15 protein-coding genes are annotated in these 16,223 nt (G+C 53.7%); 4 read left to right on the forward strand and 11 right to left on the reverse strand.

Going from position 1 to position 16,223, the window contains the following annotated elements:
* Positions 1-76 precede the first annotated feature (76 nt).
* The 3 genes from ACJJIR_RS03695 to ACJJIR_RS03705 are packed head-to-tail and all read left to right on the forward strand — an operon-like array spanning position 77 to position 2,144.
* Positions 77-727, forward strand: coding sequence for a hypothetical protein (locus tag ACJJIR_RS03695; RefSeq protein WP_413663183.1), 651 nt, complete (start codon positions 77-79; stop codon positions 725-727).
* Positions 720-1,124, forward strand: a complete 405-nt coding sequence (locus ACJJIR_RS03700; RefSeq protein WP_444907379.1) for a GFA family protein — start codon at positions 720-722, stop codon at positions 1,122-1,124. Before ACJJIR_RS03695 ends, ACJJIR_RS03700 begins: the two co-directional genes overlap by 8 nt.
* A gap of 51 nt (positions 1,125-1,175) precedes the next feature.
* A complete protein-coding gene (locus ACJJIR_RS03705) occupies positions 1,176-2,144 on the forward strand; it encodes a zinc transporter ZntB (RefSeq protein WP_444896204.1) in 969 nt (322 codons plus the stop codon).
* Positions 2,145-2,199: 55 nt separating this feature from the next.
* Here the strand turns inward: ACJJIR_RS03705 and ACJJIR_RS03710 are convergent, their stop codons facing one another.
* The 7 genes from ACJJIR_RS03710 to pcnB form a co-directional block, all read right to left on the reverse strand.
* Positions 2,200-3,762 (reverse strand): hypothetical protein, encoded by a 1,563-nt coding sequence (locus ACJJIR_RS03710; protein WP_444907380.1) that lies wholly within the window; start codon positions 3,760-3,762, stop codon positions 2,200-2,202.
* Positions 3,763-3,926: 164 nt separating this feature from the next.
* Positions 3,927-4,964, reverse strand: a complete 1,038-nt coding sequence (locus ACJJIR_RS03715; RefSeq protein ID WP_444907381.1) for an endonuclease/exonuclease/phosphatase family protein — start codon at positions 4,962-4,964, stop codon at positions 3,927-3,929.
* Between the two features lie 398 nt (positions 4,965-5,362).
* A complete protein-coding gene (locus ACJJIR_RS03720) occupies positions 5,363-6,154 on the reverse strand; it encodes an acyl-CoA thioesterase (RefSeq protein ID WP_444907382.1) in 792 nt (263 codons plus the stop codon).
* Positions 6,155-6,232: 78 nt separating this feature from the next.
* On the reverse strand, positions 6,233-7,045 hold the full coding sequence (panB, locus tag ACJJIR_RS03725) for a 3-methyl-2-oxobutanoate hydroxymethyltransferase (RefSeq protein WP_413663177.1): 813 nt from the start codon (positions 7,043-7,045) through the stop codon (positions 6,233-6,235).
* A 5-nt stretch (positions 7,046-7,050) separates the two neighbouring features.
* The gene (locus tag ACJJIR_RS03730) at positions 7,051-7,737 is read right to left on the reverse strand and encodes a deoxynucleoside kinase (protein WP_444907383.1); all 687 of its coding nucleotides are present in this window, start codon (positions 7,735-7,737) and stop codon (positions 7,051-7,053) included.
* Between the two features lie 101 nt (positions 7,738-7,838).
* Complete coding sequence (gene folK / locus ACJJIR_RS03735) at positions 7,839-8,315, reverse strand: 2-amino-4-hydroxy-6-hydroxymethyldihydropteridine diphosphokinase (protein WP_282931421.1); 477 nt, start codon at positions 8,313-8,315, stop codon at positions 7,839-7,841.
* 2 nt (positions 8,316-8,317) lie between these two features.
* Positions 8,318-9,691 (reverse strand): polynucleotide adenylyltransferase PcnB, encoded by a 1,374-nt coding sequence (gene pcnB / locus ACJJIR_RS03740; protein ID WP_444907384.1) that lies wholly within the window; start codon positions 9,689-9,691, stop codon positions 8,318-8,320.
* Between the two features lie 6 nt (positions 9,692-9,697).
* On the opposite strand from pcnB, the gene ACJJIR_RS03745 reads away from it, so the two are divergent.
* Positions 9,698-10,321, forward strand: a complete 624-nt coding sequence (locus ACJJIR_RS03745; RefSeq protein ID WP_444907385.1) for a hypothetical protein — start codon at positions 9,698-9,700, stop codon at positions 10,319-10,321.
* Between the two features lie 182 nt (positions 10,322-10,503).
* Here the strand turns inward: ACJJIR_RS03745 and ACJJIR_RS03750 are convergent, their stop codons facing one another.
* From ACJJIR_RS03750 to gluQRS, 4 genes are all read right to left on the reverse strand, one after another.
* Positions 10,504-11,895 (reverse strand): sigma-54-dependent transcriptional regulator, encoded by a 1,392-nt coding sequence (locus tag ACJJIR_RS03750; protein ID WP_444907386.1) that lies wholly within the window; start codon positions 11,893-11,895, stop codon positions 10,504-10,506.
* 129 nt (positions 11,896-12,024) lie between these two features.
* Positions 12,025-14,988, reverse strand: a complete 2,964-nt coding sequence (locus ACJJIR_RS03755) for an ATP-binding protein (RefSeq protein ID WP_444907387.1) — start codon at positions 14,986-14,988, stop codon at positions 12,025-12,027.
* Positions 14,978-15,154 carry a hypothetical protein gene (locus tag ACJJIR_RS03760; RefSeq protein WP_169337099.1) on the reverse strand — a complete coding sequence of 59 codons (177 nt, stop codon included), beginning with the start codon at positions 15,152-15,154 and terminating at the stop codon, positions 14,978-14,980. The genes ACJJIR_RS03755 and ACJJIR_RS03760 overlap by 11 nt, the downstream gene beginning before the upstream one ends.
* Positions 15,155-15,296: 142 nt before the next feature.
* The gene (gene gluQRS, locus ACJJIR_RS03765; protein WP_444907388.1) at positions 15,297-16,220 is read right to left on the reverse strand and encodes a tRNA glutamyl-Q(34) synthetase GluQRS; all 924 of its coding nucleotides are present in this window, start codon (positions 16,218-16,220) and stop codon (positions 15,297-15,299) included.
* Between the last annotated feature and the right edge of the window lie 3 nt (positions 16,221-16,223).

The raw sequence follows: 16,223 nt of genomic DNA on the forward strand, positions 1-16,223 counted from the left end.
TTTTTGTATCTGCCGAAGCGGAATTGTCGCTTATTACCGGTTTTCTATTAGAATTCTGGAAAAAAAGGGCAAAACATTGGACAACTTCTGGCTGATCGACATTCTCCTCACCCTCGCCGCACTGCTGATTGCCAATCAGTACTGGCGTCTTACCAATGCTCGCTTTCAATCAGCTGCACTCTTGGTGATGGCGGGTCTTCTATTTATCGCTGTCTCCGCGATTGTCGGTGCCTATCGCTACGGTATTGATCCCGGGGCAACCCAATTACACCGGGCTTTACTGCAACTATCCGGGTTTAGTTCGCTGTTGCTAATTGGAATAGGGTTGGTTTGGGCACGTTTCGAGATAGGTATTGGACAGAGTACCCGGGGACCCGCTTATGTAGTGCTGGTGCTGGTATTGGCCTCGTCTATTGGCGTCTCGGAAAGTGGCAGGTTATCGCCGCAGGAAGTGACAGAGGTATTTTCCGCCCTGGGGCTTCTATTGTGGTTGTGGGTTGCAATGATGGAATTGATGTCACCGCGACGACTATCGCCACCGGGTCCTTTGTTACTGGGGGCAGGGGCAGTAGTCATTGCAATGGATGGATTGTTTGTGGGTACCGGCGCTCCGCGAGTGCTGGGCTTGGCGCGTACAAACTGGTTCCACCTGCTGCTGGGCCTTTCGCTGTTTTCACTGTTGGCTGCCCGCCCGTTATTTGAAAAGGACAATAATTCAAATGAGTAAAGTTACTACTGAACTTCGCGGAGGTTGCCACTGTGGCGCTATTCGCTATCGGGCGCGGCACGAGCGCGACTCAGAGGAGAAACTGGTAGCCCATGCGTGCAATTGCTCGATGTGTGAGAAAGTGGGTTTTCTGCATGTCATTATTCCCGCTGAAAACTTTAAGCTGGAGTCTGGAGAAAAAGACCTGGATTGTTATACGTTTAATACGGGGGTGGCCAAGCACCTGTTTTGTCGCCATTGCGGCGTTAAGTCTTTTTATGTGCCGCGCTCCAACCCGGATGGCTATAGTCTTAATGCGCGCTGTTTTGATGAGAGGCCCGGAGACTTGGAGGTCGAACCTTTCGATGGTCAAAACTGGGAGCAGAACGCCGTAGAGCTGGCCCATCTCAGTAAATAAGTCGCGAAAAGAAAGTGATGCTCCAATCAATATCAGGTGATATGAGAGCCTATGGAAACTGGTCTGGTCTACGCTGTCTTACTCGATCGCAAAGGCTCGGGCCGAGAGCTTTCCTGGGCAGAGGTGAAATCCTGGCAACCTGATCAGGGAATTCTCTGGTTGCATTTTGACTACGACAGCACCAACACCGTCGAGTGGCTGCAACAGGATAGTGGACTCACAGCTACGGCGATAGAGACCCTGTCTGCGAAGACAACGCGCCCCTGTGTAATGACTGTGGATCAGGGGCTGATGTTGGCTATGTACGGCATCGAGCGAAAATCCAAGCCGCGCGCAAAGGATATGATCGCCATTCGCATTTGGGCCGAGGAAAACCGTATTATCAGTACCGGCCGACGGAAGTTGCTTTCAGAGGATGACTTGCTTTCTCGCTTGCGCAGTGGCTTTGGTCCCCGTGGAACTGCGGCTCTTTTGATGTCCCTGGCAGATCTGTTGGTCTTGCGTATGTGTGATCGGGCCGAAGACTTCGAAGAAAAAATCGATGACCTGGAAAACCTGTTATTAGATAAGGGGGGGGCGGAGCTTTCTTCCCTACTGGTTCGGTTGCGCAAGAGAACTATCGTACTGCGACGCTACTTATGCCTGCAGCGGGAGGTACTCGGGCGTTTACAGCAGGAATCCCTATCCTGGTTTGATGAGCACAGCCACGCCCTCTTGGGAGAGGTAAATGATCGGTTACAGCGCCATATCGACGATATCGATGCGGTAAGGGAGCGCGCGGCAATCGCTCAGGAGGAATTGTTGAGTCGCACTTCGGATCAGTTGAATAGTCGTATGTATGTACTATCAGTGGTGGCAGCAGTTTTTCTGCCGCTGAGCTTTCTCACTGGATTGTTTGGGATTAATGTCGGCGGTATTCCCTGGGGACAGTCGTCCTTGGGCTTTATTGCTTTTTGCATCTTGCTGGTGGTGGCATTGGCTGGGCAGATCGCTTTGTTTTACTGGAAAAAGTGGTTGTAGTTATCTTTTGAAGTATCCTAGCTAAATAGGTTATTTCAGTTATCTGGGCTGCCAATCAGCCACGAAACCCTATAGACCTTACGATTCGATCAGCATTCGCCATAATGGTAAAGGTGATGGTTGAGCCTGCAATATTGGGAAAGTTGGCAGAATCCACAATATGGACATTTTTAAAGTGTGCCGGCCTTCCTAAGAGGTCTGAGCGGAATATCTCATGTTTTCCTCCCATCGGGAAACTGCCACCAAGGTGGAAGCTTTTGCCTGGTGGTAGTACGGTGAGAAAGAAGGGGGGGACCATACCAAGCCTTATCAGTGAACGCCTTATTAAAGACTGTGTTCTTTGGGCGATTTCTCGGGCTCTCGTATTTTCAATTCCTCTTATTTCTATTGAAGAGCTATCTGCTTGTTTGTCGGTTAAAGTTAGTTCCAATGAATCAGAATCCTCAGAGGACATAAAACCCTGAATTACGTATAAGCGATCCAAGGCGACTTGCTTTGGGAAAAGGGGGGGAAGTAGAGATGTTAATTGTTCTTCAATAATTTGGCTTCGACCATAAAGTTGGAGGTGTATTTGTTCAGGACTTATGTTTGGATTGTCAACTTCTAGAAAGATTTCTGCGAGGGTAAACTCAATCTCATAACGATACCCTTTGTAGAGAAAGAGGGGGAAGAAAAAATACTGGCTGTTTTTGATTTTGATTGGAGTATTTAATAGATTGAGGGATCTTGCCAGTATTGTAGTGGTGGCAAACTGGCCGGTTGCGAGAAAAACTTTCTGTGCGGTAATTTTTTTTATTTTGCTATTGGTTATATCAACTGCAATCACGTTTACGCCTTGACTTGTTTCATGAATCTCCAGGACAAGAAGACCTTTATGTATGGTGAGTTTGTCTTTTTGTAGTTTTTCAAACAAGTATTTAGGGTTGAAAATAGATTGGTATGGGCATCCGTCAAAGCAGTGGCCGCAATATCTACATCCATGCTCCCCCTTGCTTGCATCTACCGCTAAGCGGGCTCGACCAAATTCAATGCCATTCCTCTGGAGATTACTTTCAATAGCCTTCAATTTTTTCAATAAGAAATCTGTCGGCGCATTTCTTTTGATGGCAGTAAAGTTGTTAGGGAATAGTGGATACTTGTTATTGAGATTGTCTATCTCCGCACTTATAGGCATATAGCGGAGTACATTTTTGTAGGATGGCGTTAGTTCATTTAAGGAGATAGGCCAATTTGCTAGCTGACTTTCACTGTAGGGCATGATAGCTGCACCCCATACGTTCCCAAGCCCACCAAAGCCATGGGAAAATTCTGTATTACAGTTTTTTGTCGTAATGCTGAGAGGTTTTGGTACTCTGTATGGAAAGTCAGACCCAAATAGATATCTTCTTTCCAGGCCTTTTCGGGAGGCTACTGGAGCTGGAAACAGTTTATCTTTGTCCTCCTGAGTCCATGCATCAATGTTTTTTTTGGATAAGATATTAACTTGGTATTTGATATCGTCTTCAAGGTCATATGAAACATCAACGACTTCAACTTCTTGCCCAATATCTTGCAATGCCTTGACTGTAGCGATACTCGCAGGACCACTCCCGACAACTAGGTTCTTAATCCTGTCCACTGAAAGCCCTTCCCGCCAAGCATGCGGTTTATGCGTGGGTTAAAGTTCTCCTCAATAAGCAAAATTGTAGCTGGATTGGGTTTTCAGTCCGGTGTCGTTCACTTTGTCGGTAAATTGGTTAAGCCCCTACCGATCCCCTGCGGAAGAGGCTGTGTGCCGCTCGTTTAGTGTTTAACCCATGAGAAGTCTACAAATACTGGGTCGTGGTCGCTCAGCCCGGTGTACTCCGCGGAGCCAATGTAGTAATTGGTTACGTCCAGCGTGTAATTGGGGTTGTTATTAATAACGACGACATGATCGGTATCGTCCTGAAGTTCATCAGCACAGGCTTCCAAGCTGGTGTCGCTGCCAGATAGCATATATTGGCAGGCATGCTTGCCGCCGGTTTTGGCAAAAAATGCTTTCCAAGTTTGGTAGTTTGTACCGCGCCAGCCGTCGTCATTTTCATCAAACGCCATATTGAAATCACCAGCCAAAATGACTGTGGCATTACTTGAGTGGGCGACGATCATATCGGCAATCTGGTCGAGTTGCTTGGCTTTGGCATTTAGATCATCGTCTTGGTGTCCTGCATCCATATGGGTGTTGTACACATGAACATGGAAGTTTTTGGTCACTTCAACTTTTGCTACGGTAAAGCCTTTTTCGGTATCACAGTCATTACCTGCGCACTTATCAAAAGTTTCCTCCTCATAAGTGGCGAAGGTGTAGTCGTCGTCATCGCGATTATCTCGGTCAAACGGAAACTTGGAAAAGGTCAGCAGGCCATTGCCAAAGCTGGTACCAGTGCCTTTCCAGTGTTTGGAGCGATAGGGGACTGTGTCGTTATCGAGCTTGTCGTCGTCGTCCAGATAATTGGCTTTGGTTTTGCTCCAAGCCTCCTGCATCAACCAGAGGTCTTTGGGGTTATTATCAAAAGTGTTAATAATTTGTTTGAAGTCAGACTTGCTGTTGCCGCCTATACACTCCAAAAATCCATCCATGTTGTAGACGATCATGTCAAAGCTGCCTGAATTGGCATCGGCAAATTCAGTGTCACCGTATTCATAGCCGTCCAGGTCTTTTGAGCCGGTATCGTCGACATCATCAATAAATTCAAACCAGTTACAAGAAGTAATTGCATCCCAAACGTCTTCAAAATCTACTGCTGCGGCGGAATGGCTGAATAGAAGTGTGAGTGAAAAAAATATTCTTTTTATCATTATTACTCTCCAACTTTGTTGTTACCGACGGTTTTGTAGTGGGGTCGAAAATTGGGGCGTTTCTCTGGCGGCCCCTTTGTTTTCGATGGGGGGGATGATGGATAGCGTAGATTACAAATTGGAGTAAAGGAGGTTTTTTTTATTTTATTTTTCTGTAAGGGCGGCGCGATTTATTTTTTTCATAAGAAAATAATAAAAATCACGAAAGTTGTATATTTTTATGCAGGTAATAATTGATTCGTTAGGCGGGTTAAGCAGGATCGGGAAGTATTATTTAGAGCTATCTGAAGGCTGCAGAAAAGTTACAAAATTCTTTAGGACCGTTTAAATGGTTCCATCCGTGGAGCCAAGGCACTCAATGAGTGGCGGTAAAGGGATAGTTGATCGACGAGTGCTGGTTAACCAAAGATAGTGACCATTTGGCGGGAGAGGGCGGTTAAACGTCCATCGGCATCCCACAAGCGGGCCTGTATTACTGCGTAGCCATCCTCAGCCTGTTCCACTTCGGCCTCGTATTGCCACCAGTCAGAAGCGGTGCGCTCTGGGAGTGGCTCCATAAACTCCACTGTCCATGTTAATGAGCTGGCGGGAGCCGGCTCTTTCATCATCGGGAGTGTTGCCGGTGGCCAGGCATCGATCAGTGCGAGTAAGTGGCTGATACCGGTACGGCCTTTACTGCCATCCTTAAATCGTACCCAGCCACCTAAAACTCTCTCTTTCGCGCCGCTGAAAGGGAGGCTCCCACATGCGATACGGTAATCGAACTTCTGTGTGAACTCCGGTACTACACCTTCGATATAGGGCAGGGGCAGGCATTTATCCGGGGTGGGGTACTCCGGTGCTGAGGGACCTTTGGCGAGAACGGATGACTCCCTGCCGCGGCCAAAACTGGCGAGGCCCGCCAGCATAACGGCATCATCCTGATCGAGGTGCCCCTGTACCTGAGTGACAGAGCGGCCTGCGCGAAGGACATCCGCGCGGGTGTTAATCGCCCCTGGGGCAACCGGGCCTACGAATGAGGTGGTAAAAGAGCGCAAGCTGCTGTCAGAAGGCAGCTCTGAAGCCATCTGCTCATACAACATTGCGGCTACAAGGCCGCCAAATGTAGCCCGCCCCTGGGTCCAGCCTTCGGGCACAGAAGTGGCGCCATTGGTCGAGAGCCAATCCTGGATTAGTTGGTCGAAAGTCATAGTGTTACCGCTTGAGAGCGGCAGGTGGGACCTGCCGCAGAAAAATACCGGGTGAGAAGCACCCGGATGAGGGGAGTATTATTTAAATATGTGTTCCTCGCCGGGGAAAACGCCTTGCTTGACGTCCTCGGCGTATTTGCGCAGGGCCCCGGGAATATCCTCGGCCTCTACCAGGAAGTTTTTGGAAAACTTGGGGGGCTGTTGGGTGAGGCCCAGGATGTCATTGATTACCAGTACCTGGGCATCGCAGTCGCGGCCCGCGCCTATGCCGATGGTGGGCATGGATACGGCTTCGGTAATACGCTTTGCCAGGTCGGCGGGTACACATTCCAACACCAGCAGATCAGCTCCGGCTTCGTCGAGTTGTAGAGCGTCTTCGAGGATTTGCTTGGCGTGTTCTTCGTCGCGCCCCTGAACGCGATAGCCTCCCAGTTTGTGTACTGATTGAGGGGTGAGGCCCAGGTGGGCGCAAACGGGAATACCGCGATCAGTAAGAATCTTCACGGTGTCGGCGAGCCAGGCGCCTCCCTCAATCTTCACCATATGTGCACCGGCCTGCATGATCCGGGTTGCATTCTGGAGTGCCTGCTCTGGGGTGGCGTAGGTCATAAACGGCATATCCCCCATAATCAGGGACTTCTTATTGCCGCGCGCGACCGCCTCGACGTGGTAAATCATTTGCTCCATCGTCACTGGCACGGTGCTGTCGTAACCCAGCACGGTCATGCCCAGGGAATCTCCGACGAGCAGTGTCTCAACCCCGGACTTTTGTGCCATCGCAGCCATAGGGGCATCGTAGAGAGCAACGGTAATAAACTTCTCACCATTCGCTTTCATTTTTCGCAGGGTTTGAACGGTTACGAGCTTTTCTAATTCAGAGGGTGCATACATAACGATTAACTTCCTGGGTTGTAATAGTGCCGGCCACTGGTGATCGTGAACAGATATTCGACCAGCTGTTGGTAGTCCTCTGGGCTATCGACAATGTCGATCTCCTCGGTATTGACGATGAGTAGAGGCGCCTCATCGTAAAAATGGAAAAAGCGGGTGTAGGCGTTGTTGAGGGTGGCGAGGTACTCATTGCTTATCGCCTGCTCAGCCGGGATTCCCCGATTGCGGATTCGGACTTGCAGCACATCGAGGGGGGCTTGCAAATAGATCACCAGGTCCGGCTTGGGTGCTTCCAGGGTGAGATGTTTGTACACCTGTTGGTACAGGTGCAGCTCATCCTTATCCAGGGTGACTTCAGCAAACAGCTGGTCCTTTTCGATCAAAAAGTCCGACACCCGCACCGGCTCAAAGATATCGTCCTGCCGGAGTGCCTGGATTTGCTGTGATCGCTGGAGGAGAAAGTGCAGCTGGGTGGGCAGTGCGGCATTTTGGGGGTCCCGGTAGAAACGCTCCAAAAAGGGGTTCTCCTCGGGTAATTCCAACAGCGTGTCGTAATTGAATGTGGAGGCCAGCTTCTTTGCCAGTGTGGTTTTTCCCACACCAATATTGCCTTCCACCGCGATAAATTTAGGCGGTGTTTTATTAGACAGGTTGAGTTCAGCTGTGCTGGTCTCGGGTTTTTCGATAACCACTTGAGCGACTCCTCTTTGTCTGGGGTCTTCCCTGATGAGTTGCAAACGCAAAAGTACTATTGAGAGGGCCGCCCGTCGAGTAGTTGGGGAGCCTCAGTCGATCAAACCTTTTCCAGGCGGTTTTCCGGGCAGCCCTGTAAGAGTGCTGGAAGAGCTCCCAATCCGGGCAGTTCCATCGCGGGAGCCAGCTCAGAAAGGGGTAGCAGTACGAAGTTGCGCTCGGCCATGCGCGGGTGTGGGACCTGTAGGCGGGGCTCATCGATTTGAGATTCCCCAAACAACAGGATATCCAGGTCCAGGGTGCGGGCGCCCCAGCGGATGGAGCGCTCGCGCCCGTGGGACAGCTCGATAGATTGGAGCTGGTCCAGTAGTGCAAGCGGGGACAGTGCTGTTTTCAATGCTGCGACGGCATTGATGTAATCGGGTTGATCGCCGGGGCCGACCGGGGCGCTTCGGTAAAAGCTCGAACACCCCAATAATTCTGTACTGGGGATTCGTTCCATGGCCGATAGGGCGCTGCGCAGTTGTTTGCCGGGCTCTGCCAGGTTACTGCCCAGGCCGATGTATACCGTTTCCATTACTATTCTGCTCTCGGCTTGCGACGGCGGCCGCGAGAGTTGCGGTTGCGGCGCCCACCGCTGCCTGTGCGCTGTAGCTTGCGCACCATTTGCTGGCGCTGCTCATCGTCAGCCTGTTGGAAGTCGGTCCACCATTTGCCCAGGCCCGCTTCAATCTCGCCACTTTCTTCCCGCAGCAACAGGAAGTCGTAGGCGGCGCGGAAACGGGGGTGTTCCTGTAAGCGCTGGGCCCGACTGCCACCGCGCTGGGGCAGGCGCTGTTGCAGGTCCCAGATTTCCCGCATGGGGATTGAGAAGCGCTTGGGAATAGCGGTGTGGGCCAGCTGTGAACTGGTAACTTTTTGTGCTGCTTGGGCCAGCGCTGGCGCTGGCGGGGTGCCCTTGGCAATCAGCTTTTGTTGCTCGGTGCTCACCGCAGGCCAGAGTAGGGCGGCGTAGAGGAACGCTGGGGTAACACGCATATCGGCGCGGATACGCTGGTCCGTATTGCGCAGGGCTTGCTGGGATAGTTTCAGGGCCGCGTTGTTGGCCTCAATTTGTGCGGCGTTATCCGGGAACAGGTGTTGCCAGAGCTGGTACTGGCGCAGCAGCTCAAAGGTGCGCTCTCCGTGGCCACTCATCAGCAGCTTGAGAATCTCATCGAACAGGCGAGCCGGGGCAATATTGCGTAACAGTGGCGCCAGCTCGTGCAGGGGGGCTTCCGTCTTGCCTTCAATAGTGAAATCCAACTTGGCGGCGAAGCGCACTGCGCGCAGCATGCGCACCGGGTCTTCTTTGTAGCGGACCTCTGGGGAGCCGATCATTCGAATCAGGCGCTTTTCAATATCCTCGACACCGCCGGTGTAGTCGTGGATTTCAAACCCTTTGGTGGTGTAGTAGAGCGCGTTGACCGTGAAATCCCGGCGCATGGCATCACTTTCCAGGTCGCCATAGACATTGTCACGCAGCAGCATACCGTGTTCGGACTGCTTGGCCTCGTGGGTCTCGCCATCGCTGTGGTGACCGCGGAAGGTAGTCACTTCGATAACTTCACGGCCTATACGGGCGTGCAGGATGCGAAAGCGGCGACCGACAATGCGGGCGCCGCGAAAAAGCACCTTGGCTTGCTCTGGAGTGGCGTCGGTGGCCACATCAAAGTCCTTGGGGTGACCGCCGAGCATCAGGTCGCGCACGCCTCCACCTACGATATACGCCTGGTATCCGGCATCCTGAAGGCGCTTCATAACTGTTAAGGCCGCGCGGCTAATTTCCCGGCGCGAGATGCTGTGGTCGTTGCGGGCGATAACCCTGGGGCCTTTACTGGCCGGCTTGCGCCAGCGTTTGATACTACTAATCAGGTTGTTGAGCATACGGCTGTCTATGTTGACTGCTGCCATTTAGGGATGGCCGGGAAAGCCCCGCTGTGCTTGGCCACGCATTGGTTGGCGGCCTGTATAAGTGGTGGTCCCTCTGGGGAGATTCACGATGGCACTGCTGGAGCCTCTATACCTGGGCTGCCCCAGGAGCGAGTCCGGAAAGGAGCCTCAGTGGCTGTTTATCCTCAGAGATCGGAGCTCGCGGGCGCGATTCTAACACACGCAAAGGAATGCGCCCGCAATATGCGGGTGCCTGTAAGTTCGGGGGAAAAGAAATATGGGAATTATTATTACCAGTATGAAGGCAGCGGCTTCCTTGCGCTCTCAATTTGCTTTCAAGCAAACACCCTCTCCCAGGTACAGTTCAGTCAGTTTGCAACGCGCTTGTTGTTATTCTTATTCTTCTTGAGTTTTATTGTTATTGTTTATTGTTGTTCTTGCGGTTTTGGCCACTCATTGCTTTTATTGTCGGCCGCCCCATTATTTTTATTATGTTTCGCCCCACTTATTGTTAGTTGTTATAGGGCTTTTAACAGTCATTTATTTTTATTGTTGGCTGTTTTCAATTTTTGTACTAAGAGTAAAGCACTTAGTATGCCAACTTTTAAAAATCCTTATAAATCAATAAGTTACGATCTTTACGAAATTTGACGGAACTTTTCTGAGAGCCATTGCGTTACGGAAGGTGCGAGAGTTGTTACTTCTGGGTGGGTGTGGGTAACACTCTGGTTGGTAACCCTTGTGGGGGTGGGGTAACAAAGTGATCGAAGGAGTTTGACAGGTGAGGGCGGATTGGGAGCAGGGGGCGAAGCCCCCTGAGGATAGCGTTAATTTTAAGCTTCTGCGGCGGCGCTGCGGCGGCTCTTCTTGCGGGGAATGCCCAGCTTTTGGCGTCGTTCCCACAGGCATTTGCGGCTGACGCCGAGCTTCTTGGCCAGGTCTGTCTCACTCATTGTGTCCTGGTGCTCAATAACGAAGCGGGCGAAGTAGTCTTCCAGGGACAGGTCCTCACGGGGGTCGGTGTGCAGACTGCGGGGGCGCGGGATGCCATCGGCCTCTTCGATCGGCACCAGGTCCAGATCGATATCCAGGGTTTTGTGGTCGATCTCGCGGCTGTTCTTATCCGTCAGGATCACAGCGCGCTGGATGGCGTTCTCAAGTTCGCGCACGTTACCGGGCCAAGTGTAGGTGGTAACAGCCTGGATGGCTTCCGGTGACAAGCGCAATAAAGGGCGCTCGATCTTGGTGCAGAACTTTTCCAGCAGGTGCTCTGCCAGTGCTAGGACGTCTCTGCCTCGCTCGCGCAAGGGGGCAAGCGTCATTTGCACCACATTGATGCGGTAATAGAGGTCTTCCCGGAATTTACGCTCCGCTGACAGCTGGCGCAGGTTGCGGTGGGTGGCTGTTACCAGGCGCACATCCACTTTGCGGGATTCGATCGAGCCAATTGGCCGTACTTCGCCTTCTTGCAATACACGCAGCAGGCGGGCCTGTGCCTCCAGGGGCAGCTCACCGATCTCGTCGAGGAACAGGGTTCCTCCATCGGCTGCCGCTACCAGTCCCTCCCGGGAGCTCTGGGCACCGGTAAATGCACCTTTCTCGTAGCCGAACAGCTCAGATTCAATCAGAGTGTCGGGAATCGCGGCACAGTTGACGGAGATCAGGGGTTTGTTGGCCCGGCGGCTCTCCTCGTGAATAGCCCGGGCAACCAGTTCCTTACCGGTACCGGTTTCACCGTGCACCAGGACGGTGGCATCTGTGGGGGCAACTTTATGGATGCGACCATAGAGCTCCCTCATCACTGGGCTGCTGCCAATCATGCCGGCGATAGTGCCGGTATTCTCTTTCTCGTTGACGGGCTGGGCGCGATTCTGCTCTGCTTTGCCTATGACCCGGCGGACGGTTGCGAGCATTTCGTCGTGGTCAAAGGGCTTGGCGATATAGTCTGCGGCGCCCATACGCATGGAGTCCACCGCAGAGCGGAGGCTGGCGTAACTGGTCATGATCAGTACCGGAATATCACCGGCGTGCTTGAGAAGGTCGGTGCCCGGTGCGCCGGGCAGGCGCAAATCGGAAATAACCAGGTCAACTTCATTGAGGCGGTACTTGGTGAGCGCCTCCTTTACCGAACCCGCTTCACTGATTTTGTAGCGGTGCCGCTCTAAAAGCTTGCGCAGCGCCGTTCGGATAATGGCTTCATCTTCGACGATGAGGATGTGGCTCATATGTTACGCCTGGTTACAAAATGCTCAGTAAGCGCCTAGTTTTACCCGGGCGCCGTTTCGATGCAACTCAAAAACGGTTAATCGGGTCATTTTTGCACAAATAATGATCGATATGGTTGTCCAGCCACCTCAGTCTCCCAGGGGGAGTTGCACAATAAAGCGGGCGCCAGTCCCGGTTTCTGGGTTGGCCGGACTGACCAATTCCAGCTGGCCGCCGTGCTCCTCGACAATGCTGTAAACCATTGCCAGCCCCAGTCCCGTGCCTTCCCCGGGCTCTTTCGTTGTGAAGAAGGGCTCCAGAATCCGTTCCCGATGCTGAGCTGAAATTCCCGGCCCGCTGTCGGTGACAGAGACACAGGCGCTGCCGCTCTTGCGATAGCCCTCAATTACAATCTGGCCGCCATCGGGGCTAGCATCGCGGGCATTGCTTAGCAGGTTGATAAACACCTGGATCAGGCGCTGGTTATCTCCCGGAGCGATCAGATCCTCGGGTACCTGATTCTCAAACTGGACCTGGGTTTTATCCCGTTGCAGGGACAGCAGGTTGACCGCTTCCTGCACACAGGCGTAGAGATCTACTGGAGCCCGCTCGCTGCCTTCCTGATTGCCACTGTGGGAGAAGTTGACCAGTGAGTGGACGATACGGCTGATGCGCTGGGTTTGGCTCAGGATTTGATCGGCTGTTTCAAGGACTTCCGGATTGTCACAGTCGTATTGGAGGTTTTGCGCCAGGCAGGCGATTCCTGTGACCGGGTTACCCACTTCGTGGGCTACGCCGGCGGCCAGGCGACCCACAGAGGCCAGGCGCTCGCTGTGGATAAGTTCCTGTTCCAAGACCTGTGTTTCAGTAATGTCCTCCAGTAACAACATTTGTGCATCGCCGCGCTCGTCGCGGGAGCGTTCGCTGCGGCTGCGTTTTTGCCGTGCCTTGTGCAGGTTGAGCCAGTGGCTATTGCCGTCGAGGCTCACCTGTTGCTTAAAGCGGCTGGCATCAGTGGATAGGGCGAACTCCCCCAGCAGGCTGCGCCAGGGTTCCGCCAAGTATTCCAGTTTCGAGCCGATTACCTCGCTGGCACTGATACCGGTGAGGTCCTGCATGGCGTAGTTCCACAGCAGGACTTCTCCGTCGCGCCCCAGGGAGCAAGCGGCCATCGGCAGCTCTTCCAGCATTTGGCGGTGATACAGGCGCAGGTTATTGAGTTCTGCGGCCAAGCCGGTGAGCTGGTGCTTATAACGGCCCAATCGGGTCTCGATCAGGTGAATGTCTTTGTTTGCCGGCTGATCGCTGTTCTGGAACGGGAAGTGTCGATCGATAATTTGCACCGCCAGAACACGCCCCAGCAGGCCGGAGAGATTGGACTCCAGCTTGTTGCGCAGTTGACGCAGGGCGTAGGGGCGGCGCTCGTTGTCCGGCAGATTGAGGGCGGCGAGAGCGCGTTTAACTTCTTTATTCGCAGTAGCGGCCCCGAGGCTTTCAGCCAAGCGCAGGCGAAAATCTGCGGCGGATTCCACATCCAGTCCCAGGCGCAGAGCCTGGGCGATAGTGTCGTCGCTACATAGGTCAGCGGCGTACTGCTCCAGGCTACTGGTGCGGGTGAACAGAGATAGGCCGACAAATAACAGGACATTGACCCCCAGTGACAGGGTGGTGATCTGTGTCCAGATAGACATTCCCAGGGGAATTTGGAGGGAAGTGCCGGGCAAGGTGATGCCGGTAATCCCAAAAATTGACGGAATTAACAGGCCGCCCCCCCAAAGTAACATGCCTGCCAGCAGGCCACCGACAAATCCGCGTCGATTGCCTCGCGGCCAGTGGATTACAGCAAAAATCCCAGGCAGGAACTGGAGTGATCCGATAAATGCCAGCAGGGCCAGATCCGACAGGGAGAGTCGGTTGTTGAGTAACAGGTAAAAGGCAAAGCCGGCAATAAATAGAGCGGCGATCAGAGCGCGGCGCAACCACACCAGCTGCCGGTACATATTGTCCTCAGAGTGCCAGCGGGTGCCGGGTAGCAGCCAGTGGTTCATCACCATGGTGGCGAGGGCCAGGGTGATCATAATCAGTGCGCCAGTGGCTGCCGACAGGCCGCCGATAAAGGCCAGGGTGGTGAGCAGGGCCGAGCCACTGGCGCGGGGAACCGCCAGGGAGAAGTACTGCACCGGGCCGGCCACATCCAGGGCAAAGCCCGCCCACATGATGGGGAAGATGGGCAGGGCCATCAGCAGCAGGAATAGGGGGAAGCCCCAGCTGGCGGTGCGCATTGCCTGTCCGGTGGGGCGCTCGGCAATACTCAGGTAAAAAATATGTGGCATAGCCACGGCAGTGGCGATAAACACCAGTAGCAGGGTATGGGATGAGCCCTGCTTGATGGGGGTGTAGAGCAGCTGGTGCATATCGGGGTTCTCCAGCAGCCACTCATCCAGGCCGGAAAACCCACCGAAGACGCCGTAAATGGCATAGCCGCCCACTGCGGTGAGTGCCACCAGTTTTACCAGGGACTCCAGGGCCATGGCGCTGGCCAGGCCCTCGCCACGCTCGCGGGTAGCGCCGTACATACTGGTGAATACCGCCAGCAGCACGCAGTAGAAAAATGCGATTAAATTTTTGCTCGATACACCGCTGTCCGGCAGTGCCAGGGCAGCCACACTATCCCGCGACAGCAGAGCCAGGGTCTCGGATACCGCCTGTATTTGCAGGGCGATCAGGGGGAGCAGTGCCAACAGCATAAACAGGGTGGCGAGAGTTCCCGCCTGGCGGCTGTGATAGCGGAACACCAGAAGATCTGCGGGGGAGTAAAGCTGGTAGCGCTGTGCCAGGCGCGCCAGTGGTTCCAGGGCTACTGGCGCAAACAGGAACATGGCGCCGGTGCCCAGATAGTAGGCGAGCACTCCGTAACCATACTGCCAGGCCAGGTCGACGATACCGTAGAAGGTCCAGGCCGATAATGATACGCCCAGGGAGAGCACATAAACCAGCGGATGGCGCACCCAGCGGGAAGGCAGCCAGCCCTTGGAGGTGGCGAAGGCGACAAAAAACAGGGTGGCGATATAGGCCACTCCCACCAGGGCAATGTGGGCAATATCAAAGCTCATTCGATTTGCGCCTCCACTGGATAAAAATCGCCAGTAGGATCAGCACGAACCAGAGGATAAAAGGCCGGTACCAGGCGCCGACGGGATTGATCATCCAGGTAAAGATGGTGGGGGAGAATACATAACCCACCAGTACCAGCAGAATTAATAGTGTGCGGTTACTCATAGATCGCCTTGAAAACCCGCTAGAGAAATTTGTTGCCCGCGCACTGTACCGGTGAGAAGTCATCCCTGTGTAATCGTCAACGCGGGTTATCAGCCGGACCCCTAAGGGCGGCTGGCGCGGAAATGGTAAGTGCAGCTTGGAATCAGTGCAATTGGCGGTTGCGCATATCTACCTGGTGGCGGCGCCAGCGTGCGGTAGCCCACTTGAGAATATGCTCGGGGGATTCTGTTAGGGCAGTGTTTGGCAGTTTGAAGCCGAGGAACTGTAAGGCCTTACACAGGTTATCGGAAGCCATGTTGTCGTCGATAGCCGGCGCGTGATTTTGTTTGCTGAGTTTTTGCCTGTCGTCAGGGCCCATCACCAACGGCAGATGGCCGAATTGGGGTGGAGTGGCGCCGAGGATTTTAAACAGGCGCTGTTGTGCACCAGTGGTATCCAGTAGATCTGAGCCGCGCACCACCTGGTTGATCTGTTGATCGATATCGTCGACCACGACTGCCAGTTGGTAGGCATAGAGGCCGTCGCGGCGCTTGAGAATGGTGTCTTCGCGGATGAGCTGCCGCTGCTCTCCGTGCCAAATATCCACAAAGCCTTCCTCGCCGCCTGTGCATTGCAATCGCAGCGCTGAGGGTTCGCTCACATCGTATTTAAGGCGACAGAAGTCGTTCGCATGTCCACCATTTTTCTTAATCTGGCTGCGTGAGCAGTCGCAGGAGTAGATCAGTTGCCGTTGGCGCAGTGTGGACAGGGTTTCCTCGTAGAGTGCGTAGCGTTTGCTCTGCCATTCGACGGGGCCGTGCCAGTGCAGTCCGTGGGCTTCCAGGGATTTCAGAATGCGGGTTGCCGCGCCGGGCTCTTCCCGGGGAGGGTCGAGGTCTTCCATGCGCAGGAGCCAGTGTCCGCCATGGGCAAGGGCGTCGAGGTAGCTGCCGACGGCGCACACCAGTGAGCCGAAGTGGAGCGGTCCACTCGGGGAGGGTGCGAAGCGACCAATATAGGGAGTTGTGCTGTTCAAAATGAATAGGGGCGATACATTGATCGCCCCCTCCGAGCAGGGCGATCGCAAGCG

Source organism: Microbulbifer maximicatervae (SeqCode), from assembly GCF_052467385.1.